Raw genomic sequence first — 24,380 nt, forward strand, 5'->3', positions numbered from 1 at the left:
GCGACATCCAGGACGTCGTTGGTGATCCCCGTCAGGGCGGGTCCGAGTTGCCGCCAGATCGCCCTCCGCTATCGGATGGCCTGCCGCGCGGGCGACGCCAGCCGCTCGGTGAGGACCACCTCCCCGAAGGCCGTATAGCCCGACGCCGCGACTTTATCGCCCACCGGGGCACGCATCGTGGAGGTGACCGCGCTGCTGGTGATGAAAACCCACTTGGACCACATCGCATCGAAGATGTCGTTGCGGCCGCAGGCCTCGACGCCGGGAACGTCGAGCGTCTCCGCGGTCCGGTCGAGCCGGACGCTGCTCGAATCCAGCTCGTCGCCAGGCCGTGGCGCTGGCCAACGAGTTCACCTACCAAGATTGACCGGAGATCCCCCGCCAGGTCCCACGTTCCCAATCTGGGAACCGCCGCGGGCGGCTGCCGGTGGCCTGTCTCATCGAGCCCTGGGCGATCTCAGCTCAGCGAAGGTTGACGGAGCCGCCTCCGCCGCATGAGATTTGATGCCCCCAGTCAAGGGGCGGATGAAGTCGGCCGGGCCGTGGCGGAGCGCTACTCGCCGCTGGGCGTGGCGCAGTTCAACGACGCCGCTCGGCCGAGGGCGGAGCCGCGGTAGGTCCGACCCAAAGCGGCCTGAGCCACGCGGACCATCGGTGAGACGTGACGGCATGTCCCGAGCAGTACCGTCAGCCGGCCCGGTCGTGGTCGCACCCGACAAGTTCAAGGGGACGCTGCGAATGAAAACTTGAGGACTCCAGGCGTGCCCTGACTACTTTTGCGCTACGGTCGTCGAAGGCCCTGAACGAACCGACGGATGGCCTCGCCGATCTGGTCAGGACTGTCCTCTTGTACAAAATGCTTCCCAGGCACGGTAACTTCTGTCTGGTTGCTCCAAGTTCGGCAGAATTCTCGGGGTCGGCCGGTGAGCAGCGCCCCCGGCTCCGCGTTAATAAAGAGCTTGGGGACGTCTGACTGCGCCAGCCAGTTGCTGTAGCCATGAACAATGTCTACGACGTTCGGAGGGTATCCGTCGATCGGCACCTCGCGGGGCCAAGTGAGCGTAGGACGCCTGTCCTCTCCAGGAGTTGCGAACGGCTCGATGTAACGCGCCATCTCCTCAGAGCTCAGCGTACGCAGGATCCCTCTGGGCATGTGCGTCTCGACAAAGAAGTTGTCCTCCAGCACCATCGCCTCGCCTGCGGGCGACCGCAGGCCCTCAAAGGCCTCACGTCGCGCGGGAACTATCCAGTCGTCCCACACCAGTGGTGTGACGATTGATTCCATGTAGGAAATTCCTGCTACGCGGCCCCGATGCTGGTTAGCCCAGTCGAATCCGAGAGCGGAACCCCAGTCGTGCAGCACCAGCACGACATCCTGGTCGATCCCCAACTGTTCCCACAAGGCGAAGAGATATTCCCGCTGCTCCACGTAGGAGTAACGCTCCGGCCCGGAAGGGCTCAGTTTCTCCGAGTCGCCCATGCCGATCAGGTCACACGCGACGAGGCGCCCAAGCCCCTCAAGATGGGGCATGATATTGCGCCACAGATAGGAGGATGTCGGATTTCCGTGCTGAAAAACGATCGGAACCCCCGAGCCCTCCTCAATATAGGCCATACGTCGCCCCTTGACGACGGCAGTCTTCTTTTCACCATAGGGCTTTACGCCATAGGAATTTGCCACTTCCGAAGATCCTTCCTCTGGGAAGTTGCTTCTGGATCGGCGATTGAGAAAGGATGGACAATTCCCGCTCCGACGGCCGTCCGCGCTTGGCTTGCTTCCAAGGTTAGGGGAAAATGAACAACGTCGCCATCGCCAGGAATTGCGATGCTATGCAACGTCACGTGGGTGGCCGGACATGGCGGCGAAGCCCCCGGCCGGCCGGTCGACGATCGGGCTCCCCGTTCAGCCAGCGGTTCGGCCCTGGCGCGGGTCCTGTTGTAGACGGCTACGTCGTGCCCCGCGTCCAGCAGCCGGGCGGCGAGCTGGAAGCCCATGCGGCCGGTACCGATCCAGCCGATGCGCGGGCGGTCCTGGGCGACATACGTCATTTCTGTACCTCGGTCCTGGAAGACGGCTCGACCTATGCGGCCCTACAGCTCACCGACTGGACCGCGGCATACGGCTGAAGTTCCACCCCGCAGTTGGACACTGTCCGTCTACGCCGCGAGGGTTTGACCCTGCCGGTGCCGCTGGCGAATCTCGATCGGTGTGAGGTAGCCCCACTCGGCGAGTGGGGTACCCGTCGCGGGCTTGTGGATTGCCACGATCCGCGAAGTACGGGGTTCCTGAGGGGGATCACGAGCTGCTCCCCCTCAGGAGAGCGGAGAACTCCGCGGCGATTCCATCGACCCGGTCGGCGAAGCCGCGCAGATCGAGAGCGAACTGCCGCGCTCTGGCGGGATCGCGCATGTAGCTGCTGAAGAAGGAGATCGGGTCGCCGAGGTCGATCCAGACGCACGGGCCTCCGTCCTCGGCGGGCAAGAGCATCCCGGCTTTGAGAGGGCGGTACGTGAGCTGGTGTCCGTTTCGTCGTTGCGATTTGGGTGAGTGGGCTGGTCGTGGGTTTGCCGGGCGGTTACGGTCTCGGCCTGGTGAACAGTCCCGGCTCGGTCTCGGCCAGGACTCCGCGCCCGGTCAGGCGCTTCAGTTTGATGCGGACGTTGTTGAGGTCGTGTTGGCGATCTCTCGCATCTCGTAGTCGCCCTGGTGGCCGCTGACGGACGGGTGCTTCGCCTTCCACGCAGTGGTCACCGGCTCGATCAGCGTCCAGCGTTCGTCGGATAAGAGCTCGCGCGGATAGGCGGCCGACAGGTCGCGCTGGCAGATGGGGCAGGCACAGGTTTCGCGATCAAGGAGTTGCTACGCTCTGTGATCGCCGAGGGACCTGTGTCTGCGGTGTCGTGGCCCGAGGGGCGTATGGGAATCGCGAGGCGACTCGCGCCGGATGGTGAACCGTCGAAACTCGGATGCGTGCGCCGCTCCCGCCTGCCATCCTCGGCGCCATGCGTACGTTCGAAGAGCTCGTAGAGGAAGGAGAGGCCGTCCCCACCGAGGGGTGGGACTTCTCCTGGTTCGCAGGTCGCGCCAGCGAGCAGCGGCCATCCTGGGGCTATGCGAGGCTGCTCGCCGAGCGGATGGCGAAGGCTGCGGCCGGACTCGACATCCAGACGGGTGGTGGCGAGGTGCTGGCCTCGATCCCTGGCGCCCCGCCGGTGCTAGCAGTGACGGAGTCCTGGCCCCCGAACATCGCGATCGCCCGTCGTACCCTGGCGAAGTTCGACGCGACCGTCGTCGAGGCCGAGGACGCATCCGACCTGCCGTTCGCGAAGGAGTCGTTCGACCTGGTAGTCAGCCGACACCCCGTGGTGACCCGCTGGGACGAGGTGCGACGGGTGCTACGCCCCGACGGCGTGTACCTGGCCCAACACGTCGGTTCCGGCTCGGTGCGGGAACTGACCGAGTTCATGATGGGGCCTCAGCCGCCGGGGTCGCACCCAGTGCCGGCGGCCACCACTTACGCGGGCACCAGCCCGATCGCGGCGGTGGCTGCCGCGGAGGCGGTGGGTTTGGACGTCGTTGACGTGCGTCAGGAAGCTCTCCGAATGGAGTTCCACGACATCGCGGCGGTGGTCCACTTCCTGCGCAAGGTGATCTGGATCGTTCCCGGTTTCACGGTGGACGCCTACCGCGACCGCCTGGCGGAACTCCACTCCTTCATCGAGCGCCATGGTCCGTTCGTGGCTCACTCGCAGCGCTTCCTCATCGAGGCGTACCGGCGAAGGTAGGAGAGCGTTCGAACCGTCACTCGCGGTCCGCGACAGTGCGGGTCGCCCGTACCCACGCGGGAATACCTCGTCATGGGTCGTTCGGGTAGGCGGCTGCTTATGGTCGGCGTCGGGGCCGGGTGCTCCAGCGGTGGGTGGTCCAGGCTCGGAGGATCAGGTTACGGACGGTGATGATCGTGTCTGCGAAGTCGAAGAAGGCGTTGATGACGGTTGCGCGGCGCTCGTAGCAGCGGGCGAGGCGGTGGAAGGCGTTCTGCCAGGCGTGCGTGCGCTCGACATGCCACCGCTGACTGGCCTGGATCGGTGCTTTCTCGCCCTTGTGCGCGATACGGCCGTGCAGGTTGCGGGCGGTGAGTTCGGTGCGGGTCTTGTCCGAGTCGTAGCCGGCGTCCAGGTGCACGGTGATGTCGTCGGGCAGCGGCCCGAGGTCGGCCAGCAGGTCCAGCGTCGCCGAGCAGGTCGTGTCGGCGATCGCCTGGTAGGAGCAGCCGAACCGCAGCAGCTGCAGTAGCTTGTCGAACACGATCCGGTCGCTGATGCGGGGCCGGTGGCAACCCAGCGGGTGGAACGGATCGACCGCCGGGCGCTCGGGCAGCAGGGCAGCGAATTGGTCCCAGAGCGGGTCGGTCAGCCATGATGGAAGCACGGGCACAGGTCCCCCCCAGTGATCACAGAGCGTCGCAACTCCATGATCGCGGGGACCTGTGCCCGCCTCGCTACCCGGGGACCCCGCCCCGCCTATCTGCGCGGGCTCTAAGTCACTCTTGTAGGGCTTGCGGTCGCTCGCCCTGCCACTCCAGCACCGCCAAACCCGTCGACCGGCCGGGAGTCCCCACAGTCACACGATCAGGCGACACCGAACCGGACATCAGGTCATTTACCACCCTCTGAGGGTCAGGTTCCACCCCCACCTGGCGCGGAACCTGACTCTCAAAACCGGGGATGAAACGCCTAGTAGTACTTCGTTAGGTCTGGCGTGGTTGGGGACGGCCGGGCCGTCGTGGGGTGGGTAAGTCGCGGTGGCAGGTGGGGCATTCGCCGGTCCAGGCCCGTGTCAGGTCCTGGACGGCGTCGAGGACTCGGTAGAAGGTCAGGCCGGCGCCTCGACTTTTGGGTCGAGGCGCCTCAGGGTGAGGAAGGCGTGGGCGGCGGTGACGAGGGTGACGTGGTGGTGCCAGCTGCGCCAGGTGCGGCCCTCGAAGTGGTCCAGGCCCAGGCCGTGCTTCATCTCGCGGTAGTCGTGCTCGATGCGCCAGGCGGATCCGGTTCGGCAGGGCGATTCCGGCGCACCGGCCACACGGCAAACGATCACCTGCTGCCGATCACGCCTCCGACCGGCCCGAGCATCCCAACCCAGCCCCACACCAGCCCCGTGACCTGCAACTTCAGGTTGAAAAGTACTCATTGGTGACCTTGACCGAGAATGTGCCGCGATCGGACGTGCCGGTGGCGGCCGTGTTGAAGGCGACCGGTTCCTCGGTCAATCGGTCGTTGAGTTCGGCGTCGCGCTCGCCGGTGGTCGGAATCAGGCTGGGGCTGCGGTCAGTCGTCACGGCGCGGAGTATGCCAGTCCCTCCGGCTCCGCAGCACGCGATAACCCACGACCTTGATCCACTTTGGCAACACGCCTAGGCGAGTACTACAGCCGGTGGTTTCACGGTGAGTGAGCGCGAGTGGTCCGGGTGCGGTATTGGCTGGCCTGCGTTCTTGGGGCCGGAGGGGAGCCCTGCGCGGCCGAGCGCCCGGCAGGCGGTGTCGCACGGCGAGCGGTAACCGGGTTGGCACCCGTCGGCTGCGATGCGGCTGGGCAGGACCGGAAGCGGCGGTCGTGTCAGGTGGCGCGCAGTCCGCCGTCGATGAAGAGATCCTCGGCATTGACGCCGGTGTTGCGTAGGAGGAAGTCGGCGGCGTCGGCGACCTCCGCCATCGTCACGAGACGACCGATTGGGGTACGCGGTACGTGGGGGTGGTCGGGCACGTCACGCCACCTCGGACTGTCGCCCACCACGCCTGGGTGGATCGCGTTGACGCGATGGGGTGCGATCTCCACTGCGAGGGTCTTCACCAGTCCGGTGACACCCGAATTGATGGCGGTCACGATGGTGGAGCCGGGGTAGGGACGTTCTTTGGCCAGGCCGCCGAAGAGTACGACCGACGCGTCGCGGGTGAACCGGTCACGCAGGACTCGCACGGTCTCGGTGTACCCCACCAGCTTGGTGGTCACTGCTTCGACGGCCTTCGCGATGTCGAACTGCGCGAGGGTGTTGAAACCCGCCGGGACGCCGGCTAGCACCAGGTTGTCGACTTCCCGTACGTCGACGAGCGCTTCCGCGATGGTCTCCGGCCGCGACAGGTCAAGGGCCAAGCCCCGGACCGTGTCGGCAATTTCGGCGGCCGCGGCGTCAGCACGCTCCCTGGTTCGGCTGGTGATGACGACGGTGTCGCCGCGGTCGGCGAATCGCTGCGCCAGAACGCGCCCCAGGGCGCCGCTTCCTCCGACGATGATCGAGGTGGTCACGAGGCAGTGGTCCCTTCCAGCGGACATGCGGCCGATGACGGATCTTATGCGGTTAGTTATGGGCGGTGCGGGCGCGGCCGGACTGGTCCACTCGGATGGCCCAGGAGCTGTCCCGATCGGTCGCCCGAGATGGTCCGCTCGGACGGGCGGGCGGCAGGAGAGCCGACGGCGCGACCCATTCAGCTCGACAGCGACCGGCCGTTGAGGAGCACTTCGGCCACACGCCTCGGTCAGAGGTTGGCGTCGCGTACCGCTGCGTGGATCCGGGCTGCCAGGTCGATGAGTTCGTCGGCGTCGCCGACGTTCCACTGGAGGTCGAGCAGGACCTCCTCGGCCCCCACGGCGGAGTACGCGGCCACGTCTGCCACGATCTGCTCGATCGTTCCCGTGAACGGCTGGCGCTCCGCGTCCCCGACCGGTGTGTCGGTGAGATGCGTGTTGGCCCTGACGCACATGGTCAGTGCGTCCGAGTCGCGGCCGTGCGAGGCGGCCAGTTCCTTCAGTCTCCGCAACTGCGGCGCCAGGTCAGCAGGTGGGACGCCCGTCGGCATCCAGCCGTCGGCGCGTCGGGCCAGTCGGTCGAGTGCCTTCCTGCTGGACGCCGCCAGGTAGACGGGGATGGGGCGGGCGGGCTTCGGCCCGACCTCCGCCTCGTCGATCACCGTGTGAGCGCCGTGGTACGACACCGGGTCTGGACCCCACACCGCGGCGCAGACATCGAGGAGTTCGTCCAGCACCGTGCCGCGCTCCTCGAACGGGGCGATGGACGCCGCCGCGTACTCGTCCAGCGACCAGCCCGTCCCGAATCCGGCCACCACCCGGCCACCGCTCGCCGCATCCAAAGTCGCCAGGGCGCGGGCGAGTTGGAGCGGCACGTGCAATGGCGCGATCAGGACGCTGCTTCCCAGTCGTGCCCGTTCGGTCGCCGCGGCGGCGAGCGAGAGGACTACCAGTGGATGGGCCACCGAGCGGTAGGCGTCCGGCCACGCGCGTCCGGGGATGCCGTACAGCCCCTGGCGCGGATGCTCTGGGACGAGTAGTCGTTCGAATACCCAGAGGCTCTCGTAACCGATCTGCTCGGCTGCCCGCGCCACCCGCGCGGGGTCACGCGCCAGGTCGTACTGCTTGGTCTGTGGCAACCCGAGACCCAGCCGTATCGTCATGGTCCGATCCTCTCCCGTCCTCCGGCGGGACGCATCCTGGACGGATCGCATCGAGTCACCGCCACGTCGTCGTGGTTCCATGGAATCAGTCCTCGGCCGCCCGTCGATCCGAAGGGACCGCTGACGTGACCACTTCGATCGTGGTAGGGGGAAGCGGCTGGCTGGGGCGTGCCGTGGCCCAACGACGCGCCGACCTGGGGTTTGGCGGGCGGTCAGCCTGTTCGGTGGTATTCGTTGATGAGCCCGGCGACGGCTTGCCGGCGCGCGACCCGGGCAGCGGGTAAGGGGATGACGTTCGGATCGGGTGTCGCCGATCAGTAGTGCAGCGTTTCGCTATATGTGCAATAGCCCGTGGGTTCGCTCTGCTCATCACGGCCCACCCCCACCCCACCCCGCGAGATACGGTCCGGTTGGGCTACAGGTCATCTCTTCACTGATACCACGCGACGATCCGCAACTGACAATCTCCCGCAGACCGTCAGGAGCTCGACGCACCTGGGCCGCTATCGGGCTGTGGTGATGGCCGCGGCCACGTCGTCGTTCGCGTGGCCCAGGACGATTGCTTTGTCCCAGCGCTTCGACAGTGCCTCGGTGAGCGGTAGATCGATCCCGTGTCCGTGGGCGGCATCGAGCGCGAGGGCGGCGTCCTTGCCCGCGTGGTGCAGCGGGAAGCCGGGGGTGAAGTCGCGCTGGACCATGGCGTGGCCCTTGGCTATCGCGTAGGCGGAACCCAGCGGGCTCTCGGCGAGTGTGTCGAGGAGGAGGTCGGGGTCCAGGCCCAGGGACTCGGCGAGACCGATCGTTTCGGCCATTCCTTCCGTCAGAACGGCCAGCCAGTTGTTGAGTACGAGCTTGAACCGGTTGCCGTCGCCGAGACGGTTCAGCCACAGGGCCCGGTGGCCGAGGGCGTCGAACAGTGGTCGCACACGCGGTCGCAGTGCCGGGCTCCCGGAGGCGAGGATGAGCAGTTCCCCTCGCTCGGCGGGTTCCGAACTGCCGGAGACGGGAGCGTCCACGAAGCCGACGCGCTGGACGGCGAGCTTGGCCAGGCGTTGGGTTGCTGCGACGCCGACCGTGCTCATCTGGATCCACACCGCGTCCGGGGGCAGCGCGGTCAGGGCGCCTTCGGGGCCTGTCATCGCGGCTTCCACCGCGGCGCCGTCGGTGAGCATGGTGATCAGGAACTCGACGTCCGAAGCCGCCTCGGCCGGAGAGGACGCGACGTACGCGCCCTGGGCGGCGAGTGCTTCGGCCTTCTCCTTGGTCCGGTTCCACACCGTCACGTCGAAGCCGGCGCGCAGAAGGTTCCGCGCGATGGGGGCTCCCATGACGCCGATGCCGAGGACGGCGACTTTTGTCCCGTCGGTCTTGGCTTGCTCGGTCATCACACACTCTCCGGGGACGGGCCGGCGACCGGGGTGGCCGCGGCCGTGATGGAGTCGATGGCCTTCAGGTCGGCCTCGTCTAGCGTGATGTCCGCCGCCGCGAGACTGTCGTCGACGTGGTGGGCGCGCCGGGTGCCGACGATGGCCACGTGCACTCCGGGACGGGCCAGGGTCCATGCGATGGCAAGCTGGCTGACCGTCATGTCGCGCAAGGCGGCGAACTCCTGGAGCGCACGGACGACGGAGAGGTTGCGACGGTAGTCCTCGCCGCGGAAGACGCTGCTCTTGGCGCGCCAGTCGTCGGCGGGGAAGGCGGTGTCTTTGCTGAGGGTGCCGGTGAGCAGGCCGTGCGCGAGCGGGCCGTAGACCAGTACACCGATGTCGTGCTGCCGGGTGTAGGGCAGGACCGCGTCCTCGATCTCGCGGCGGAAGAGGTGGTACGGCGGTTGCAGTGTCTCCACCGGCAGGGTCCGGGAGAACTCGGCGATCTGCTCGACGTTGTAGTTGGACACACCGACGTGGCGGATCTTGCCGGCCTCGATCAGTTGTTTCAGTGCGCCTGCGGTCTCGGCGAACGGCACCTTCGGGTCGGGCCAGTGGACCTGGTAGAGGTCGATGTGGTCGACGCCGAGCGCGGTCAGGCTGGCGTCCACGCCCTCGCGCAGCGCCTGGGGGCTGGCGTCGCGGGCGATGCCGGTGTCGGTCTCGCGCAGGCCGCCCTTGGTGGCGATCACCAGCTCGTCGCGCCGGCTGCGCAGTTCGCCGCGCAGGGACTCGCCCAGGAGCCGCTCCGACGCGCCGAAACCGTAGGCCTGGGCGGTGTCGAAGAAGTTGACCCCGAGGTCGAGCGCCCGGCGGATGGCGGCCCTGGCCTCGTCCTCGGCGAAGCCGCCCCAGTCGCCGCCCAACTGCCAGGTGCCGAAGGCGATGCGCGAGACCTCAAGTCCGGTCATTCCCAGTGTGGTGGTACGCATGGTCAGCCTCCGTACGAAAGTGTTCGTTCCCTGTGTTTCCGGGTGGGTGAGGAGATCCGTGCCGCTCCTCCCTCGTCAGGAGAGTGCTGGATGAACCTGGTCACTTGGCCCCTGTTCCGATCGTGTGTCCGATGCCGAAGACGGCCGCGGCGGCACCCCGGCCCACGAGGAGCTGTCGGGCGCCCGAGCGTAGCGGCGCGCGGCCGTTGAGCATGCCGATGACGGAGTCGACGGTGAACAGCGCGCCGGCGGCCAGGGCGACAACGGCGGCCAGTTCGGCTGTACCGGAGGCGAACAGGTAGGGCAGGACGACCATGACGGCCCCGGTGGCGAAGGAGGCGAAGGAGGCGAGGCTGGAGAGGGCCGCCGACCACGGCGAGCCGAGTTGTCCGGGTCCAGCCCGAGTTCCTCGCGGGCCATCGTGTCCAGGGCGGCGTCGTGGTTCTTCACATCCGACTGGTTCACCGACGCCGCCTTGATCGCGACCAGGGCCTCGTCGTCCCCGGTGTCGGGGGCGGGGATGTCGACGATCTCCAGGACGTCGCCGGATGATCTGAAGCGAGCGAAACGCAGCGCACGCATGACGCGATCCCTTCCGGAAAGTTCTGACGTCCGCACGGACCGGTCGTGGCTTCCTGCGCGGCGCCCACTGATCCAACGGCTCAGACTCCGTTGAGGGGGAGAGCAGGAACCCGCGTCGGACAGTCGGTCCGGGAGCCCTGAGTTCATCGAAGACGCTAGCGGGAAGGTGCAGGGAACGCGACCCGACACTTTCGGCCACCGGAGCGACTCAATGGGTGAGCATGGCCGAGCGAACGGGTGCACCCCTGAGGAGCAGCGCCGTGCCCGGTGCCCACTATCAACAAGCGGAGGTTCCCGTGTCCGAGTCCGTGCAGGAGCCGGTGGCGCGGTTCTGCGGAAGCTGCAACTGAAGTTCCCCCGCCGAACTGGACAGCCTGATACTGGGACGGATGGCCCCGGAGGAAGCAGCTCAGGTAGTGAGTGGCAAGAGCAACATGAGCAAGCGGTACACGGCGGAGTTCAAGCGGGACGCGATCGCACTCGTCCGATCCTCGCCGCATCGGAACGTGACCGAGATCGCCCGGGAACCGGGGGTCAGCCCGGAGGGCCTGCGCGGCTGGGTCAAGCAGGCGAAGACCGACCGGGGCGAGGGGCCGACGGGTGCCTTGACCAGTGATGAGCGCGAGGAGTTGCGCCGCGTCCGCCGCGAGCTTGCCGAGGTCAAGAAGGCGAACGAGATCTGAGCGCACCGCGGCCTTCTTCGCGAAGGAGATCGTGAAGTAGGCACTATGTGTCTCTTCATCGATGCGGAGAAGGCCACCCGCGGCGTTCCCCGAGCAGTCGCCGTGCGAGGGTCCGGTTCTCGTCCCATGCTGGAAGACAGGGGGCGGCGATAGAGGGAGTGGTGGGGATGCGAACCGTTGTGGACCTCACGCACTGCCAGGGCTACGCACAGTGCGTGTTCCTCGCACCGAAGGTGTTCCAGCTGCACGGCGAGGAGGGACTGCTGTACGCCCCGGCCGTCCCGGACGACCAGGCCGAGCGCGTGCGCCAGGCCGCGGCGGCGTGCCCGGTCCAGGCCATCCTCCTCGGTGAGGAGGTGAGCGTCGATGGCCGGTGACCTTCGGGACGGCCGCATCGTCATCATCGGCGCGTCGCTGGCCGGGTTGAGGGCTGCGGAGGCGCTGCGCGAGGAGGGCTTCACCGGCTCACTGACCGTGGTCGGCGACGAGCCCCATCCGCCCTACGACCGGCCTCCGCTGTCCAAGCAGGTGCTGCTCGGCCTGGTGGCGGCGGACTCCACCGGGCTGCCGATGCGCCGGGATCCGGACGCCGAGTGGCGGCTGGGCGTACGCGCCACCGGCCTGGACCCCCTCGGGAAGCGGGTGCTGCTGGCCGACGGCGAGTCGGTGCCGTACGACCGGGTGCTGATTACCACCGGGACCCGGGCGCGCCCCTGGCCCAAGGCGGAGGAGGCCGCCCTGGACGGGGTGTTCACCCTGCGCACCCGTGAGGACGCCGGCGGCTTGGCCGAGCGGCTGGCCGCGGGGCCACGGCGCGTGCTGGTGATCGGCGGCGGCTTCACCGGATCGGAGATCGCCTCGGCCTGCCGGGAACGCGGACTGGACGTCACCGTCGCCGAACGCGGTCCCGCACCCCTGGTGGGCGCGCTCGGCGGCACCCTGTCGAAACTCGCGGCCGTCATGCAGCGCAACCACGGCGTGGACCTGCGCACCGGAGTGACGGTCACCACCTTGCGCGGGGACGGCAGCGGCCGCTTCAGCGGCGCGGAGCTGTCCGACGGCAGCCGCGTCGAGGCGGACGTGTGCGTCGTGGCGTTGGGCGCGGTCCGCAACGTCGAGTGGCTGGCGGACTCCGGGCTGGCGGCGGGCCCGCGCGGAATCGCCTGCGACGCCGGGTGCCGCGCCTTCAACATGTACGGAATCGTCACCGACGACATCTTCGTCGCCGGCGACGTCTCCCGCTTCCCCCACCCGCTGTTCGGTTACCAGATGCTCTCCCTCGAGCACTGGGGAAACGCGGTCGAGCAGGCCGAGGTCGCGGCCCACAACATGGTCAACCCGGGGCCCCTGCGGCGCCCGCACCTCGCCCTCCCGACGTTCTGGTCGACCCAGTTCGGGCTCAACATCAAGTCGGTGGGCGTGCCCACCTTCTCTGACCACGTGGTCATCGCCCAGGGTTCCTTGGAGGCGCGCCGTCTGGCGATGGTCTACGGCTACCAGGGGCGGGTCACCGCCGCGGTCACCGTCGACATGGCCAAGTCGCTCGACTACTACCGGCACCTGATCGAGACCGCTGCTCCGTTCCCGCCCCCGCCCGGCGCGGCGGACCGCGCGATCGCGGCCGACATCCCGGTTCCGTCCGACGTGCCGGATCCGAAGGGGCTGTCCCACGGCCCCACCGTGGCGCTCACCGGATACCTGCCCGACCGCCGACTGACCGTGGTGCAGCCCCGCGGCTGACCCACGTCCCGCCCGACGACGAGGAGCCACCATGGACTCCGACACCTTGCTGGCACGGATCACCGACTACGTGAACCGCCCCAACCCCTACCCGCTGTACGCGGAACTCCGCGAGGCCGGTCCCGTGGTACGGCAGGCAGACGGCAGCTACCTGGTCGGCACCTACCACGAGATCGCCGCCCTGCTCCACGATCCACGGATGAGTGTCGATCCCCGCATCCGCGGCGAGACAACACACAAGCCGCCGTTCCTGCGGCTCGACGACCCGGAGCACCACCGACTGCGCACCCTGGCCATGCGACCGTTCGGCCCCCCGCACAGCCCCGGCCGGGTCGATGCCATGCGCGGCGAGATCGACCAGCTCACCGAGGAACTGATGGAGCCATTCCAGGCGGGCCGCCAGATCGACATCGTCGACGACTTCGCCTACCCGCTGCCCGTCACGGTGATCTGCCGCCTGCTCGGCGTGCCGCGCGAGGACGAACCGCTCTTCCGGGAATGGTCCGACGCGATCGTCGCGTCCGCCGACGTCAGGCCCGAGGAGGATTCCACCGAGCGGGACGAGGCGGGCGACCAGGCGCGGAGCGAGATGGGCCGGTACCTGGTGGACCTCGCCGAGAAGCGCCGTGGCAAGCCGAGCGACGACCTGCTCTCCGCCTTCGCCAACGAGCCGGATCCGGACCGGCGGCTCACCCAGGAGGAACTCGCGGAAACCGCCGTGCTGTTGCTCATCGCGGGACACGAGACCACGGTGAATCTGATCACCAACGGGGTGCTCACCCTACTGCGTCAGCCCGAGCATCTGGACCAGCTGCGTCGCGAACCGGACCTGCTGCCGCGAGCGGTGGAGGAACTGCTGCGCTACGAACCCCCGGTCCACATGCGTGAGCGCATCCCCCTCGCCGACATCGACGTCGCCGGCACCACCATCCCCGAAGGCACCTCCGTCGTGCTCGCGCTGGCTTCGGGCAACCGCGACCCCAAGCGGTTCCACGAGCCCGACCGGTTCGACCCCACCCGCCCGGACAACCAGCACCTCGGCTTCGGCAGCGGTATCCACCTGTGCTACGGCGCACCACTCGCCCGCATCGAAGCCCAGGCCGCGCTCGGCGCGCTGATTCCCCACCTCGGCACAGCACGCCTGGTCCAGGACCCGCCCCCCTACCGGCAGAACGCCATGCTCCGCGGACCCCGTCACCTGCCCATCCAACTGTGAGGCCGCCTGGCAGCACACGGCCAGCAGGGGGTCAGCGGCCACGTACCTGGGCGGGGTGCCGGGTACCGGCCCCGGGCTGCCGGTCTGGCCGATGAGGGCTTCGATGGCCTCGGACGGGCGGCGGCCGGCGCGGGTCTCGCGCTGCCGCAGCGTTGCGCCAAACCCGTCGAGGGGAGTGACCTGGTGTCAGCGTGTGGGCGGGGTTGCCGGCGGGATGCGGAACAGGACGTGACGGGCCTTGCGCTGGACCTCTTCCAGCAGGCCCTGGGTGACCAGGTCGCGCAGCACGCTGCGGACCCGGCGACGCGACTGTGCGCCGATCGTCACGCGGATGTCCTCGGCGGACCACGCGCTGGATCGACGAGCAGAAGGCCGGCCGGCCCGATTCGAGCAGGACCTCGGGCCGCGCCGACAGGCGGTGTCAGGCAGCCGTGGCGGCCAGCGTGTCCAATGTGCCGCTCTTGGCCTGGGCGACGAGGTCGCGGAACTGCTCCTCGCTCATCTGTACCTGCTGGCCGAAGTCGTCGGTGATCCGTACCCGCCGGTCCTCGGGCGCTGCCGGGTCCAGGAACAGCTGCGGACAGCCGCAGTTGCAGTTGCCGCAGAAGGTCGCGATCGGTTGCGTGCTGGTGCCGTGCATGTGCGCCACCTCGGGTTGCCGCTGTCGTGAGCGTGAACTGTCGCCTCTTCGATGCCCAGTGGTGAGGCTCTGTCAAACTCCTTGAAGGGCAAGGGAGTTATCAGGTCAGCAGTGGACAGGTCGGGCAGGCTGGGCGGCCCGGCGCTGCTCCGAGAATCTTGGTGGAACGCGGGAACTCGCATGGCGCTCGGTCCGACTGCCTGGGCGGGCTCGCAGTGGCGGCCCCAGGTGGTTCGGGTCACCGGGAGAGTCTCATGCGCTCGCGTGTTGTGCGGCGTGGCCGCCGCGGTTGCCCTGCTCGCCACGGGGTGCGGCAGCAGCGCGAAGTCGGGAGCCGCAGCGCCGACGGCCAGGGCGAGCGCCGCCACGGGAGCGGCCTGCCCCGTCGATGTGACCGACTGCGCGGGAGCGTGCCGGTGCAGTCCGGGGAGATCGACGTCGATGCCGGTGAACGTCGACTCGAAGCGGCGCTCGCCGTCGTAGGGGTCCCAGAGTAGCGACGCGAGGGTGCGACGCTGCGCCGAGGCGGCCTGCCAGGCCTTGCTGTCGTGCTCAGGAAGCCAGGATCCGGCGGCTCGGATGGCGAGGTGCTCGCCGGCGGAGTCCCGCCGGTAGATGGAGTGGGGCCGGTTGGCCGGCCACAGGTGGCCGCGACCTCGGATGGCGCGGCCGGCGCAGAGGTGGTGCATCAGCGCGACGGCGCGCGCGGAGGTGGCGGGATCCGGGTCGTTCGCGTTCGAGGTGACCACCACGTCGGCGCTTTCGAGGTGCTGGGCGGCGGTCTCGGCGACGGTTCGCCGGTCGTCGGGGCCGATGGCGAGTCCGTGGTCCAGGAGCCGTTCGCCGCAACCGAGGTCGTCCTCCAGACGGGAGAGGTTCACAGTGGCGGCTACGGTGTCGATCCGTAGGTGGTCGGCGAGCGACTGCCCGCAGACGTGGCCGTGCGCGACATCCAGGGCGACCAGGTCGGCCGCCATGCCCGGTGGGAGCGCGAGGAACAGGTGCCGGTAGCGGCGGGCGCGCGTCAGGCGCAGCAGGACGGCGAGTAGCCCCAGCGGCAGCATGTGCGGGGAGCCCGGGCGCGACGGCGTCAGCGCGCCGCCGTCCACCGGCCCGATCCGGGCCAACCGCTGGTCGTCGTCCAGGCCCGGCTCGCGGTCGTCGTCGGCTGGCGGTCGTTCGGGGCAGCACCGCTGGCCGCCCGTCCGGCCGGTACGACACCGTCCGCTCGCCCAGGCGGTGACCCCGCGTCCGCGGCCGCCGCGCGCCGTGTGAGCCCGCCGCCCACCACTCCAGCCCGCGGCCTCCCGTCTGCCGCGCCTGCACAGCGCGCCCCGCGCCGTCGGCAGAACTCCGCACGCCGGGAGAACCTCGTCCTCTGCGAGGAACTCGGGGCTCTCTCTGTCGGCCCCCGGAATCGTCCTCGCCAGGGACACCTTCGGCGCGGCCCGTGCCAGCGTGACCGCAGTCTTCCTTCACGGCTTTCCCGGGCCGGTGCTACTCCGTGTCGGCGACCATCTCGCCATCGACGCGCCCGCTGGCCGCCGAGAGCACGACCGGCGACAGTCGTGGTGGCGAGGTCGGATCCCCGCCGACCAGCCGTACTTCGGCGCAGCGTCCATGCGCACGGCGATCCGGCACCACCGGAACGTAGGCCCTCAGCCTGGCCCGGCCCGCTCGGCTTCGTCCTTCGCCAAGCTGATCACCGCGCTGCTGCTCGGCGACTACATTCGCGCCCGGGAGATCCCCTACGCGGACCATCATCGCGACCCTGGCACCGGCTTCGGGCGGATCGTCCGCATCGACCACCTCACCGACCCGGCGGCCCTGACCGAGCTCCTTGCCGATCCGGACAGCGCCCCGTGCTGTGTGACACGTCTGCTCGTCAGAGGCTTCGGTGACAGGTTGTGCCGACAGCCTCGTCCGCATGTCCGAACAGCTTCCAGAGGTGGCACCGGCCGATGCCGCCGATGCCCTACAGGCGGCTCGACGGACTACGGACTGTCGTCGGCCGCCGTTGCGGGGGCCGGGGGCCGGTCGAGCGGCCGGGGCTCGGGGCTCGACCGGCCGGAGGGGCCTCAGCCCTTGACGTACCACGCGGTGACGAACCCCTTGTGGGTGCGGTCGCGGGACCATGTCGTCACGCCGTCGGAACCGAGGGCGTTGATGGTGAAGTTGAGGTCGTCGAGCTTCTTGCTGAACGTCACCTTGCCGGTGAAGTAGCCGCCCAGCGAGTTCCAGTTGCTGGTGGTGGTGCGGAACCAGACGGCGTGGTCGAGGCCGATCACGAAGTCCACCCAGTCGCCGGTGCGCAGCGGCCAAAGGCTCTCGCCGTCGCCGTAGGCGCCGCCGCAGTAGAAGCTGCCGTTGTCGAAGCCGTGCTTGCTGGTGCAGACCTGGGGGAGGTCGGCGGCCTGCGCGGGGGTGGCGGTCAGTGCGGCGCTGGCGAGCAGGGCGAGGGTGGCGAGCGCGGTTGTGGTCTTGTTCATGGATACCTCTGGCGGGACGGGGTGGGCAGGGGGCGGCCGGGCCGTGGCGGAAGGCCGGCGGTCGGTCGCGCCGGGCTTCGATCCCCATCCTTACGCAGCGACTGACACTTGATCAACATTTGCTCCCGTGAGAGGTCCGCATGCGGACCGATCGTGCCGTGAAAGGCATCTCTCCTTGGCCGTAAGGGAGTTGTCCGGTTGCCGGCTGAACCTTTTGCCCACGTCGGCCGTTTCCCGTCGGCGGAAGCGGCCTCGGCCGTTCCGGCGCGGCGGCCGGGGAGTCGAGGGTGAACAGGACCGGTTGGTAGCCGGCGACCTGGTAGGGGAGGTGTACGGGGTGTTGTCAGGTTGAGTGGCGGGCTGGGATGATCGCCGGGTTTGTTGATCACCGGGAAAGGATCGCGGAGGGGACCGAGGCGGCGCCGTCGTACCGGGGTTTCCGCTTCCCGCCGGAGGCCATCTCCCACTGCGTGTGGCTGTACCACCGGTTCAATCTGAGCTTGCGCGACGTCGAGGAGCTGATGCTCGAGCGCGGTGTCGTGGTGTCCTACGAGACGGTCCACCAGTGGACGCGCCGGTTCGGCCCCGCCTACGCCGCCGCCCTGCTCCGCAGACGCCCGAAGGCGGGCGACAAGTGGCACCTGGACGAGGTCTTCCGGGGAGCGACCACCCGGCTGACGCGGAGCAGCTCGGCCTCAGCCGGGCCGGCGGCTGGCCGAAGGCGGACCGCAACGTCCCGGCAGCGTGTCCGGACGAAGACGCTCTGGTCTCGCTGTGCTCCAACTGCCCCTCTCCCCGGACCCGGTGACAGGGGCGCTCTGGGAAGCCTGCATGCGGATTGTGGCCGCCAACGCCGAAGCGCGCGCCGTGGAATGCGCGCTGAGCGAGGACCGGCCGCGGTGGCTCGACTTCGCACGGATCCGGGCACGTTCACCGATCGCGCGAAACCACGAACTCCACACCCTTCTCGAGCCCGCCGCCGACACCTTCGCCGCCGATCAGCGCCAGCAGATCCTCACCGTCTGGGAGCAGGTCTGCGAAACGTGGGCGACAGCGACGGCGAGCGAGTGGCGGCGGCCGGGCTATGGCAGGCCGGCGCCCGGGACACGGCAGGGGTGCGGCGAACACCCGGGTGGAACGTGACCGCGGCCGGGGAGCAGCAGGGTGCGGGACGTCGTGGTGGCCGAGCGCCTTTCGTCACGGCGGGCCAGCTGACGGAACACCACCGGCGAGGTCCCGTCGGACGGCGGGCGGGAGCTCGCCCCCCAGGAGGCGCCCCTTCCGGGTGGCCGCCGGGTATTGGGTTGACGAGATTGTTCGTGCCCGGGACCATGTGTCGCCGCGTGCGTGCGCGGGTGTGCGCAGACCGGTTGCCTGGGGTGTGGGGTTATGAAGTTCGTGGTGTCCGAGCGGTTCGCGGGGAAGGCCGGTCTGGTCGTCGGCTCGGCGTTGGTGTTGGCGGCCTGTTCGGTGGGCGGGGGCGATGGAGCGGCGGCCGGTTGGCCGAGGTCCGGCAGGCCGGCGCACGGCCCGGCCGCCACCGAGACGGTCAACTCCGTCAACGCCGCGCTCGGTAAGGCCGCCGAGGCCAAGGACGTCACCGAGTTCGGCACTGCGTTGGACCTGGAGGATCGGGCGTCCGGCCCGGTGGCCGGGGTCTGGCAGGCCGGTGCGCCCGGGACCGTGCGGCGGGCGCCGGCCGCCACCGGCGTCTCGATCGCGGAGGGTGAGGTCGGCGAGGTGGGTCCGCAGGGGACGATCACCTATCCGTCGGTGACCAGTTGCCTGGTCGTCACCGTCTACCTGCGGGACGGCGGCAAGGTCGGCGGCCATGCGAGCCTGTTCCAGGTCCCGGGGAAGTACAGCTCGGACGAGGTCCTTCCGGCCGTCAAGCGTGCCGTCGGTGACCGGCCGGTGAAGGCCGTCGATGTCAGCGGGGCCGTCGGGGCCTGGAACCCCTCGTACTTCGAGAAGGCCATCGAGCGGTACACCGACGGGGCGGCTCCCGAGCCGACGGGCGACGCGAAGGGGATCGGTGACGTGGTGGCCAAGCTCTTGGGCCGACAGGGCAGGAAGGTCACCGTCCAAGACGTGCCGGACGGCGACATCACCAGGTGAGCACCGCGTCGACGGCCGGAATGCGTCGTGCCAGCCCGGCGCCGGGAAGGACCGAGGCCGCCCGGCTGGTCAAGCGCGCGATGCGCCCGGGGACCGTCCGGCTCGTCGGCGACAACTTCAAGATGTTCCATCCCTACTACTTCGACCGGCTTCGCGACGACCCGCGTGGCGCCCGGTGGGCGGCCTCGGGCTCTGGCCCTCTTGGCGGCCCGTCCTATTCCGGCCGGCGGCCGGTGAGCTGCTGCCACCGGTCACGGGCCGCATCCAGTTCCTGGCGCGCTCGTGGAATACGCGCGTCCGACTTCTGACGAGCCTCGACCTCGGCGAGTCGGCGCCGGGCCTGCTCCTGAGCGGCCGTGTCGGCGATCGCGTCGCGCAGTTCGGCCTCGGCCTGTGGCACGAGCGCCTGGCGCTCGGCCTTGGATACCTTGGCGTCGGCGGCGGCGTTGAACACCGCTACCACGAACTTCCGCACCTCGGCCTCGGGCGTCTCCTCCGGGGAGACGATCACCATCTGCTGGCGGCCGGTCGGGAGCACCACGTAGACGTGGCCGGCCGTGCGCGAGTACTCGTCGCGGATCGAGACCTCGTGCAGCGGGCACTCGACGGTGCGGCCGTCCACCGTCATCTCCAGCGCGTGGTCGTACAGCCGCAGGTGCTCCCCGAGCGAGGACCGGAGTACGCCCCGGCCAGGGGCCCGGAGCCAGGCCAGGTGCGCCCGGGCCTGGTTGACCCGGTCCTGGTGGGCGCGCTCGGCCGCTTCGACGCCGGAGCGGGCCGTGGCGCGTTCGCGGCCAGCCTCGTGCCGCAGTCCGCGAAGCTTGCCGCGGGCGGCGTCCAGGTCGCGCCGGTTCTCGGCGTACTGCGTACTGAAGGCGTACCGCCATCCCCCGGGGTAGCGCAGCATCAGCCAGACCACCGCACCGGCGACCACCAGAACGATGACCACGACCCAGCCGACAGTCCCCATCGGTCCCCTTTCTCGGTTCCTGTGCCTGGAGGCCGTTCTGGCGGGCCAGGTCGAGCCGATCGTACGAACGGCGGCCGGTTCGCGCGGGGGAATCGCGGGATTCCCCCGCGCGAACCGGCGGACAGCGTCGCGCGGGGCCGTTCGCAGGCGCCTGATTTTTCCAAAGCGGCCCCGGGCCGCCGGAGACTCTGGCATGCTCACCCGAATGGCGGCAGGCTCCGGGTAATCGCAGCCTCACACAGGGTCAACTATCGGGCCGGGGTGGGCAGTGCAGTACACGATCAGCGCGACGGCGTTCCTCGCGATCCTCATCGTCATCCGGCTCCGGCGCCGTACCGAGGCCCGCCGCCGCACGGACGAGGCGTTCACCGTCTTCACCGCCGTCGTGTTCGGCGGCCTGATCGCCGCCACTACCTGGGGCCACGCGATCCTCCAGCTCGTCGGCATCGCCGTCGAAGCCACCCACTGACCGCACATCGCAAATCCGCTCCCCGGCCGGTACGGTGGCCCGCAGGAAGGACACCGACGTGAACAGGCCCGGAGCAGCGGATGGCTAGGCGCAGGCCACCGGCGCGGCGACCGCGCGGACGCCGGCCCGTACGGCGCGACGACGCCACCTGGATCGCCTACGCCCTGGTGGCACTCCTGGGGTTGAGCGCGGCGGCCGCCATCCTGCGGTGGCTGGCAGCGAACTGGTGGATCCCCGCCGCCCTCGCCCTCGCGGCCGGCGCCGCCGCCGCGGTCATCCTGCGAAGCCGCGCGCTGGCGGCGCGCGAGCACCGGCTGCGCGCCGCCCAGCTGCGCCTGGCGCTCAGCGGACCGGGCGGAATCGACCACATGACGCCGGACGCCTTCGACGGCGGCTACACCGGCAGCCTCGTCGAGCACTGCCTGGCCGCTCTCGCCCTGGTCCTGGCGATCGTCAAGCGCAGTGACGACATGCGCGGTTTCGTCGTGCTGCCCAAGCGGTGGATCGTGGAGCGGTTCTTCGCCCACTTGATGCGAAGCCGTCGCCTCGTGCGCGACTTCGAGCGATCCACCGGCAGCGCGGAGGCGATGGTCTACTGGTCGATGACCCTGCTCATGACCCGCCGCCTGGCCCGGCCACGGCCTTCGCGAGCGTGAACCGTCCCGGCGCCGGCTCGGCCAGCCACCCGCGCGCTGTCAGCCGTTTCGCCTTCGACCGCAACACCTCGATCTTCGCGGGCACCGGGTCCAGGCCGAAGCAGGCGGCCATCTCCTGGCACGTCAGCGGACCTTGACCCAGACGGTTGCGGTCCGCGAGAGCCTGCAGGATCCGCTGGTAGTCCGCCGACAGTGCCGACCAGACCAGGCCCGCACGCCACACCGGCACCACCGATTTCGGCTTCGCCGCCTCCGAAGATGCAGGCGGCACCGGCGGTTCACCGCAATCCGACGACTCCTCGGCGGCATCCGGGCCGGCGACGTCGCCTTCGCCCGGGGACAGCACCTCGCCGACGCGTGAACGGGCGGTGATCCACTCGTTCCACTCCCGCTCGGCCACGGCCAACTCGGCCGGGATACGGTCCGCCTCCTCCCGCAGCGCGTCCACACGACGGCGAGCGGTCAGCTCACGCTCTTCCAGCAGCCCCCACGACCGACGGCATCCCCGACCTCCACCAGAGCGACGACTCGACACGTCACCACTCCCCGAGACCGCCGACCCTATTCCTGACCAGCGGAAACGCAGCCCTCAAGCCCGGAAGGACAACAGCCACTCAAGCTCACCTTCGAGACGGGCCACACCACATCCTGCGACACCGAGGAAGGCCCGCGTCACGCAGCCCGCACGCCGAACACGCGGACCACCCATTCGTCGATCCGGATGCCGAACGCCGCCGCCGAGTCGATCTCCGCACCCGGAAGCGCCCCAGCGTCGTCCACGTTGGCGAGATAGTCGACGTCGGCCCAGCCGCCTCGGAAGAGCACCACGGACAGCAGGGCCTCCGCGGGGCCGGAGATAAGAACACCTACCGAGTCGGGATCGCTCACCTGTGACCTGTCCGTCTGAAGGATCTGCGGCCATGGCGCCGTTTCATGACGCCACGTCACCTCGCCCACCCTGAGCCCGGCGGCCTGCCAATCAGGCGTCCGCACAGCCACCTCTGCAACTGCCTCGTCGAGATCCACGACCCTCTTCATGGGATGGATCATGGCTCAACCAGGCTGCCGCCCGCCCGCCGCGTACTCGACTACACCGGCGGCACTCTGGTGATGCCCATGACTGTCCTGATCGAGGAGTACTGGCGCGAGATCAGCACGGGCCTCACTCAACATGCCATTCTGGTACGGCACTTCGTCCTCCACGCTGACCAGGACACCCTCCGTGGGCGCATCGCGGGCGATACTGTTCTTGGCCCCAACTCCCCGTTCCGTCTCAAATACCTTGAGCCCTACGCCGAGGCGGCCCGCAGGTGGCTACACGGCGAGGCCGAGGTCATCGACACCACCCACCTCACGCCCGCACAGACAGCCCTGCAGATCGCAGAGGCCGTCAAGAGCTGAGGCCCGCCCGCCACGCGAAACAGGCCGGCGAGGATTGGACACTGTTCTGCGGAACGCGTTCGGAGGACACGAGCGCGGAATGCCGAAGCCCTGCAGGTCACGACGATGCCATTGGACACCCAGACGCGGAACCTACACCGCGGTCAGTAACAGGTCGAAGGGCGACAAGGGTCCGGAGGCCTGGCGGCCGCCGCTGCGGTCGTACTGGTGCACCTACTCGCGTGCGTGGGTCGAGGTGAAGAGCCACTACCAGCTGAACGTCACCGGGCCCGAGAAGCAGGCCCTGTCCGACATGCTCGACACCTGCGGCCAGTGAGCGTCCCGCCGGACGCCGAGCGCCACCAGGCGCACGTGACCGCCGGGCTCGGCGGGGTGATGACCGAGGAGGTCGGCTGCATCACCGGCGAGGTGACCGTCGTGACCACCGCCTTCCCGAACGGGCAGGCGTGGGTCGCGGTCCAGTACCGCGGCGCCGATGAGTGGTACACCCTGACCGCACCCCCGCTCTCCTGCCCGTGGGCGAGTCCCTGGCCCGGTACCACCAGCGCGTCCTGGACGCCGTCCGGTCCAGCGGCGAAGCCGTCGCACCGCCCGCGGCCGGCACCGGGCAGGAGGCCATGGCGCCGTCCCGGGGTGAGGTGTCGGTCGCCAGCAGGCGGTTGACCCGTGCGACCAGGTCGGCTGCCTTGCGCAGCCGCCGGTTGCAGCCCGACTGCCCGGGCACGTAGGGGAACAGGTGCCGCAGGTGCGCCTGGGCGTGGCGGATCCAGCGGCGTTCGGAGGTGAAGCCGAGCAGGGCCTGCATCGCGGCGAGGGTGACCAGCTCGGCGTCACTGAGCCGGGGCGCGATGCCGATCTCGGGCCGCCACGGCGCCAGATGCGGCGATTCCTTCAGCAGGCCGTCGGTCTTCACCTAGAGTGCGGTCGCGAGGGAGTCCAGGTCAGGCGTCACAACCGACCTTTGGACTCCCTCGCTTCATCTCCTGCGTGTCAACGAGCCCTTGGCATCAATCATCTAGCGGGCGAGGCTGTCGCGGATGTGGGCGGGGCCCGCGGGTGCGCGGGTGGTGGTGGTTCGGCGGGTGGTCAGGATGTGGGGGTTCGCCGTCGCGGTCTCGGCTCTGTGGTCCAGGCAGCGCTGGAGTGCCGTCCAGGTCGCGCTGTTCAGCGGGGTGGGGTGCGGGGCACCGCGGTGGTGAGCGTTCGTCGGATCCGGAAGGCGGCTGCAATGCATTCGAGTGCTGACGTACCATCCGGCAATCTGTTGAACGTTTGTTTGCATGAATTGAGATGACATGGCGGGCATGGAAACCGAGCAGCCATCCGAGAAGCCCAGTGGCCTCCAAGCGATCTGGGCCAACACCCTGGAGCCGGCAGCTCCACTGCCCTGGTACCGCACGGTGCCCCGCACGGCCTGGGTCGCGGGTGTGGTGGTCGTCGCCTTGTTCACTGCCCTGGCCGTGGCTGCCGTGACCGGCGCAGGGTCCCCGCCTGCGCGCCGGATCGTCCTGGCGGACCGGATCGGCGACCAGGAGCGGATGCCGGACGACGGGGTGGTCGCGGCCGAACGTGGCCACCTGCAGAAGAACC

Annotated in this window: 29 protein-coding genes and 6 pseudogenes; 14 read left to right on the forward strand and 21 right to left on the reverse strand. The window is 69.3% G+C overall.

Going from position 1 to position 24,380, the window contains the following annotated elements; translation table 11 throughout:
- Positions 1 to 68: 68 nt before the first annotated feature.
- From P3T27_RS31285 to P3T27_RS41080, 5 genes and pseudogenes are all read right to left on the reverse strand, one after another.
- Positions 69 to 224, reverse strand: coding sequence for a hypothetical protein (locus P3T27_RS31285; RefSeq protein WP_280684589.1), 156 nt, complete (start codon positions 222 to 224; stop codon positions 69 to 71).
- Between the two features lie 557 nt (positions 225 to 781).
- A complete protein-coding gene (locus P3T27_RS31290; protein ID WP_280684590.1) occupies positions 782 to 1,681 on the reverse strand; it encodes a haloalkane dehalogenase in 900 nt (299 codons plus the stop codon).
- The gene (locus tag P3T27_RS41075) at positions 1,660 to 2,049 is read right to left on the reverse strand and encodes an NAD(P)-binding domain-containing protein (protein WP_348534158.1); all 390 of its coding nucleotides are present in this window, start codon (positions 2,047 to 2,049) and stop codon (positions 1,660 to 1,662) included. The genes P3T27_RS31290 and P3T27_RS41075 overlap by 22 nt, the downstream gene beginning before the upstream one ends.
- A gap of 247 nt (positions 2,050 to 2,296) precedes the next feature.
- Positions 2,297 to 2,488 carry a hypothetical protein gene (locus P3T27_RS31300; protein ID WP_280684592.1) on the reverse strand — a complete coding sequence of 64 codons (192 nt, stop codon included), beginning with the start codon at positions 2,486 to 2,488 and terminating at the stop codon, positions 2,297 to 2,299.
- Positions 2,489 to 2,674: 186 nt separating this feature from the next.
- Positions 2,675 to 2,812, reverse strand: a pseudogene (locus P3T27_RS41080) (IS5/IS1182 family transposase); the annotation flags it as partial.
- Positions 2,813 to 3,003: 191 nt separating this feature from the next.
- On the opposite strand from P3T27_RS41080, the gene P3T27_RS31305 reads away from it, so the two are divergent.
- On the forward strand, positions 3,004 to 3,786 hold the full coding sequence (locus P3T27_RS31305; protein WP_280684645.1) for a class I SAM-dependent methyltransferase: 783 nt from the start codon (positions 3,004 to 3,006) through the stop codon (positions 3,784 to 3,786).
- A gap of 97 nt (positions 3,787 to 3,883) precedes the next feature.
- Here the strand turns inward: P3T27_RS31305 and P3T27_RS31310 are convergent, their stop codons facing one another.
- The 8 genes and pseudogenes from P3T27_RS31310 to P3T27_RS31345 all read right to left on the reverse strand — a co-directional run bounded on the left by P3T27_RS31310 (position 3,884) and on the right by P3T27_RS31345 (position 10,607).
- A complete protein-coding gene (locus tag P3T27_RS31310) occupies positions 3,884 to 4,438 on the reverse strand; it encodes a transposase (protein WP_280684594.1) in 555 nt (184 codons plus the stop codon).
- 438 nt (positions 4,439 to 4,876) lie between these two features.
- Positions 4,877 to 5,041 (reverse strand): annotated as a pseudogene (locus tag P3T27_RS31315) (IS701 family transposase); the annotation flags it as partial.
- A 130-nt stretch (positions 5,042 to 5,171) separates the two neighbouring features.
- Positions 5,172 to 5,339: a hypothetical protein gene (locus tag P3T27_RS31320; RefSeq protein ID WP_280684596.1), complete on the reverse strand. Its 168-nt coding sequence runs from the start codon at positions 5,337 to 5,339 to the stop codon at positions 5,172 to 5,174.
- A 278-nt stretch (positions 5,340 to 5,617) separates the two neighbouring features.
- On the reverse strand, positions 5,618 to 6,304 hold the full coding sequence (locus P3T27_RS31325; RefSeq protein ID WP_280684598.1) for an SDR family oxidoreductase: 687 nt from the start codon (positions 6,302 to 6,304) through the stop codon (positions 5,618 to 5,620).
- A 230-nt stretch (positions 6,305 to 6,534) separates the two neighbouring features.
- On the reverse strand, positions 6,535 to 7,467 hold the full coding sequence (locus P3T27_RS31330; RefSeq protein WP_280684600.1) for an LLM class F420-dependent oxidoreductase: 933 nt from the start codon (positions 7,465 to 7,467) through the stop codon (positions 6,535 to 6,537).
- A gap of 503 nt (positions 7,468 to 7,970) precedes the next feature.
- Positions 7,971 to 8,852: an NAD(P)-dependent oxidoreductase gene (locus P3T27_RS31335; RefSeq protein ID WP_280684602.1), complete on the reverse strand. Its 882-nt coding sequence runs from the start codon at positions 8,850 to 8,852 to the stop codon at positions 7,971 to 7,973.
- On the reverse strand, positions 8,852 to 9,826 hold the full coding sequence (locus P3T27_RS31340; RefSeq protein ID WP_280684604.1) for an aldo/keto reductase: 975 nt from the start codon (positions 9,824 to 9,826) through the stop codon (positions 8,852 to 8,854). Before P3T27_RS31340 ends, P3T27_RS31335 begins: the two co-directional genes overlap by 1 nt.
- 100 nt (positions 9,827 to 9,926) lie before the next feature.
- The gene (locus tag P3T27_RS31345) at positions 9,927 to 10,607 is read right to left on the reverse strand and encodes a VIT1/CCC1 transporter family protein (protein WP_280684605.1); all 681 of its coding nucleotides are present in this window, start codon (positions 10,605 to 10,607) and stop codon (positions 9,927 to 9,929) included.
- Positions 10,608 to 10,797: 190 nt separating this feature from the next.
- On the opposite strand from P3T27_RS31345, the gene P3T27_RS31350 reads away from it, so the two are divergent.
- The 4 genes from P3T27_RS31350 to P3T27_RS31365 all read left to right on the forward strand — a co-directional run bounded on the left by P3T27_RS31350 (position 10,798) and on the right by P3T27_RS31365 (position 14,047).
- Positions 10,798 to 11,091 (forward strand): transposase, encoded by a 294-nt coding sequence (locus P3T27_RS31350; protein ID WP_280684608.1) that lies wholly within the window; start codon positions 10,798 to 10,800, stop codon positions 11,089 to 11,091.
- A 167-nt stretch (positions 11,092 to 11,258) separates the two neighbouring features.
- On the forward strand, positions 11,259 to 11,468 hold the full coding sequence (locus tag P3T27_RS31355) for a ferredoxin (RefSeq protein ID WP_280684610.1): 210 nt from the start codon (positions 11,259 to 11,261) through the stop codon (positions 11,466 to 11,468).
- A complete protein-coding gene (locus P3T27_RS31360) occupies positions 11,458 to 12,831 on the forward strand; it encodes an FAD-dependent oxidoreductase (RefSeq protein WP_280684612.1) in 1,374 nt (457 codons plus the stop codon). Before P3T27_RS31355 ends, P3T27_RS31360 begins: the two co-directional genes overlap by 11 nt.
- Positions 12,832 to 12,862: 31 nt before the next feature.
- Positions 12,863 to 14,047, forward strand: coding sequence for a cytochrome P450 (locus tag P3T27_RS31365; RefSeq protein ID WP_280684615.1), 1,185 nt, complete (start codon positions 12,863 to 12,865; stop codon positions 14,045 to 14,047).
- A gap of 186 nt (positions 14,048 to 14,233) precedes the next feature.
- Here the strand turns inward: P3T27_RS31365 and P3T27_RS31370 are convergent, their stop codons facing one another.
- Both P3T27_RS31370 and P3T27_RS31375 read right to left on the reverse strand, forming a co-directional pair.
- Positions 14,234 to 14,374 carry a hypothetical protein gene (locus tag P3T27_RS31370; protein WP_280684617.1) on the reverse strand — a complete coding sequence of 47 codons (141 nt, stop codon included), beginning with the start codon at positions 14,372 to 14,374 and terminating at the stop codon, positions 14,234 to 14,236.
- Positions 14,375 to 14,468: 94 nt separating this feature from the next.
- Positions 14,469 to 14,687, reverse strand: coding sequence for a hypothetical protein (locus P3T27_RS31375; RefSeq protein WP_280684619.1), 219 nt, complete (start codon positions 14,685 to 14,687; stop codon positions 14,469 to 14,471).
- Between the two features lie 644 nt (positions 14,688 to 15,331).
- On the opposite strand from P3T27_RS31375, the gene P3T27_RS31380 reads away from it, so the two are divergent.
- Entirely contained in the window at positions 15,332 to 15,595 is a 264-nt protein-coding gene (locus tag P3T27_RS31380) for a hypothetical protein (RefSeq protein ID WP_280684621.1), read from the forward strand.
- A 589-nt stretch (positions 15,596 to 16,184) separates the two neighbouring features.
- Here the strand turns inward: P3T27_RS31380 and P3T27_RS31385 are convergent.
- Positions 16,185 to 16,616, reverse strand: coding sequence for a hypothetical protein (locus P3T27_RS31385; RefSeq protein WP_280684623.1), 432 nt, complete (start codon positions 16,614 to 16,616; stop codon positions 16,185 to 16,187).
- Positions 16,617 to 16,765: 149 nt separating this feature from the next.
- Entirely contained in the window at positions 16,766 to 17,176 is a 411-nt protein-coding gene (locus P3T27_RS31390) for a hypothetical protein (protein WP_280684625.1), read from the reverse strand.
- Positions 17,177 to 17,541: 365 nt separating this feature from the next.
- Here P3T27_RS31390 and P3T27_RS31395 point away from each other — a divergent pair.
- From P3T27_RS31395 to P3T27_RS31405, 3 genes and pseudogenes are all read left to right on the forward strand, one after another.
- Positions 17,542 to 17,829 (forward strand): annotated as a pseudogene (locus tag P3T27_RS31395) (hypothetical protein); the annotation flags it as partial.
- Positions 17,830 to 18,007: 178 nt separating this feature from the next.
- On the forward strand, positions 18,008 to 18,319 hold the full coding sequence (locus P3T27_RS31400) for a hypothetical protein (RefSeq protein ID WP_280684627.1): 312 nt from the start codon (positions 18,008 to 18,010) through the stop codon (positions 18,317 to 18,319).
- A 246-nt stretch (positions 18,320 to 18,565) separates the two neighbouring features.
- On the forward strand, positions 18,566 to 19,294 hold the full coding sequence (locus P3T27_RS31405; protein WP_280684628.1) for a hypothetical protein: 729 nt from the start codon (positions 18,566 to 18,568) through the stop codon (positions 19,292 to 19,294).
- Positions 19,295 to 19,508: 214 nt separating this feature from the next.
- On the opposite strand, the gene P3T27_RS31410 is transcribed toward P3T27_RS31405, so the two are convergent.
- A complete protein-coding gene (locus P3T27_RS31410; RefSeq protein ID WP_280684630.1) occupies positions 19,509 to 20,264 on the reverse strand; it encodes a hypothetical protein in 756 nt (251 codons plus the stop codon).
- 268 nt (positions 20,265 to 20,532) lie between these two features.
- Here P3T27_RS31410 and P3T27_RS31415 point away from each other — a divergent pair, with 268 nt between their 5' ends.
- Positions 20,533 to 20,733: a hypothetical protein gene (locus P3T27_RS31415; RefSeq protein WP_280684632.1), complete on the forward strand. Its 201-nt coding sequence runs from the start codon at positions 20,533 to 20,535 to the stop codon at positions 20,731 to 20,733.
- A gap of 80 nt (positions 20,734 to 20,813) precedes the next feature.
- Positions 20,814 to 21,389 (forward strand): hypothetical protein, encoded by a 576-nt coding sequence (locus tag P3T27_RS31420; RefSeq protein ID WP_280684634.1) that lies wholly within the window; start codon positions 20,814 to 20,816, stop codon positions 21,387 to 21,389.
- Here the strand turns inward: P3T27_RS31420 and P3T27_RS31425 are convergent.
- Both P3T27_RS31425 and P3T27_RS31430 read right to left on the reverse strand, forming a co-directional pair.
- Positions 21,346 to 21,892, reverse strand: a pseudogene (locus tag P3T27_RS31425) (hypothetical protein). The gene P3T27_RS31420 and the pseudogene P3T27_RS31425 sit on opposite strands and share 44 nt — an antisense overlap.
- Before the next feature lie 169 nt (positions 21,893 to 22,061).
- The gene (locus P3T27_RS31430) at positions 22,062 to 22,415 is read right to left on the reverse strand and encodes a hypothetical protein (protein WP_280684636.1); all 354 of its coding nucleotides are present in this window, start codon (positions 22,413 to 22,415) and stop codon (positions 22,062 to 22,064) included.
- 45 nt (positions 22,416 to 22,460) lie between these two features.
- Between P3T27_RS31430 and P3T27_RS31435 the strand changes: the two are divergent.
- Together P3T27_RS31435 and P3T27_RS31440 are read left to right on the forward strand one after the other, a co-directional pair.
- Positions 22,461 to 22,790: pseudogene (locus P3T27_RS31435) on the forward strand (ATP-binding protein); the annotation flags it as partial.
- Positions 22,791 to 22,869: 79 nt separating this feature from the next.
- On the forward strand, positions 22,870 to 23,106 hold the full coding sequence (locus P3T27_RS31440; protein ID WP_348534159.1) for a hypothetical protein: 237 nt from the start codon (positions 22,870 to 22,872) through the stop codon (positions 23,104 to 23,106).
- Between the two features lie 318 nt (positions 23,107 to 23,424).
- Here the strand turns inward: P3T27_RS31440 and P3T27_RS31450 are convergent.
- Positions 23,425 to 23,703 (reverse strand): annotated as a pseudogene (locus P3T27_RS31450) (IS982 family transposase); the annotation flags it as partial.
- Between the two features lie 391 nt (positions 23,704 to 24,094).
- On the opposite strand from P3T27_RS31450, the gene P3T27_RS31455 reads away from it, so the two are divergent.
- A partial coding sequence (locus P3T27_RS31455; protein WP_280684638.1) for a hypothetical protein occupies positions 24,095 to 24,380 on the forward strand: 286 nt, incomplete at its 3' end.

Source organism: Kitasatospora sp. MAA19 (genome assembly GCF_029894125.1).
Taxonomy (GTDB): Bacteria; Actinomycetota; Actinomycetes; order Streptomycetales; family Streptomycetaceae; genus Kitasatospora.

Bases quoted from the DNA above. Each gene is read 5' to 3' on its own strand.
- P3T27_RS31365 (WP_280684615.1), top strand. From the start codon at position 12,863: ATGGACTCCGACACCTTGCTGGCACGGATCACCGACTACGTGAACCGC.
- P3T27_RS31350 (WP_280684608.1), top strand. From the start codon at position 10,798: ATGGCCCCGGAGGAAGCAGCTCAGGTAGTGAGTGGCAAGAGCAACATG.
- P3T27_RS31335 (WP_280684602.1), bottom strand. From the start codon at position 8,852: ATGACCGAGCAAGCCAAGACCGACGGGACAAAAGTCGCCGTCCTCGGC.
- P3T27_RS31285 (WP_280684589.1), bottom strand. From the start codon at position 224: ATGTGGTCCAAGTGGGTTTTCATCACCAGCAGCGCGGTCACCTCCACG.
- P3T27_RS31300 (WP_280684592.1), bottom strand. From the start codon at position 2,488: ATGCTCTTGCCCGCCGAGGACGGAGGCCCGTGCGTCTGGATCGACCTC.
- P3T27_RS31390 (WP_280684625.1), bottom strand. From the start codon at position 17,176: ATGAACAAGACCACAACCGCGCTCGCCACCCTCGCCCTGCTCGCCAGC.
- P3T27_RS31375 (WP_280684619.1), bottom strand. From the start codon at position 14,687: ATGCACGGCACCAGCACGCAACCGATCGCGACCTTCTGCGGCAACTGC.
- P3T27_RS31420 (WP_280684634.1), top strand. From the start codon at position 20,814: ATGGCTAGGCGCAGGCCACCGGCGCGGCGACCGCGCGGACGCCGGCCC.
- P3T27_RS31355 (WP_280684610.1), top strand. From the start codon at position 11,259: ATGCGAACCGTTGTGGACCTCACGCACTGCCAGGGCTACGCACAGTGC.
- P3T27_RS41075 (WP_348534158.1), bottom strand. From the start codon at position 2,049: ATGACGTATGTCGCCCAGGACCGCCCGCGCATCGGCTGGATCGGTACC.
- P3T27_RS31440 (WP_348534159.1), top strand. From the start codon at position 22,870: ATGCCGAAGCCCTGCAGGTCACGACGATGCCATTGGACACCCAGACGC.
- P3T27_RS31340 (WP_280684604.1), bottom strand. From the start codon at position 9,826: ATGCGTACCACCACACTGGGAATGACCGGACTTGAGGTCTCGCGCATC.
- P3T27_RS31360 (WP_280684612.1), top strand. From the start codon at position 11,458: ATGGCCGGTGACCTTCGGGACGGCCGCATCGTCATCATCGGCGCGTCG.
- P3T27_RS31400 (WP_280684627.1), top strand. From the start codon at position 18,008: ATGCGGATTGTGGCCGCCAACGCCGAAGCGCGCGCCGTGGAATGCGCG.
- P3T27_RS31385 (WP_280684623.1), bottom strand. From the start codon at position 16,616: ATGCGGACGAGGCTGTCGGCACAACCTGTCACCGAAGCCTCTGACGAG.
- P3T27_RS31305 (WP_280684645.1), top strand. From the start codon at position 3,004: ATGCGTACGTTCGAAGAGCTCGTAGAGGAAGGAGAGGCCGTCCCCACC.
- P3T27_RS31330 (WP_280684600.1), bottom strand. From the start codon at position 7,467: ATGACGATACGGCTGGGTCTCGGGTTGCCACAGACCAAGCAGTACGAC.
- P3T27_RS31405 (WP_280684628.1), top strand. From the start codon at position 18,566: ATGAAGTTCGTGGTGTCCGAGCGGTTCGCGGGGAAGGCCGGTCTGGTC.
- P3T27_RS31410 (WP_280684630.1), bottom strand. From the start codon at position 20,264: ATGGGGACTGTCGGCTGGGTCGTGGTCATCGTTCTGGTGGTCGCCGGT.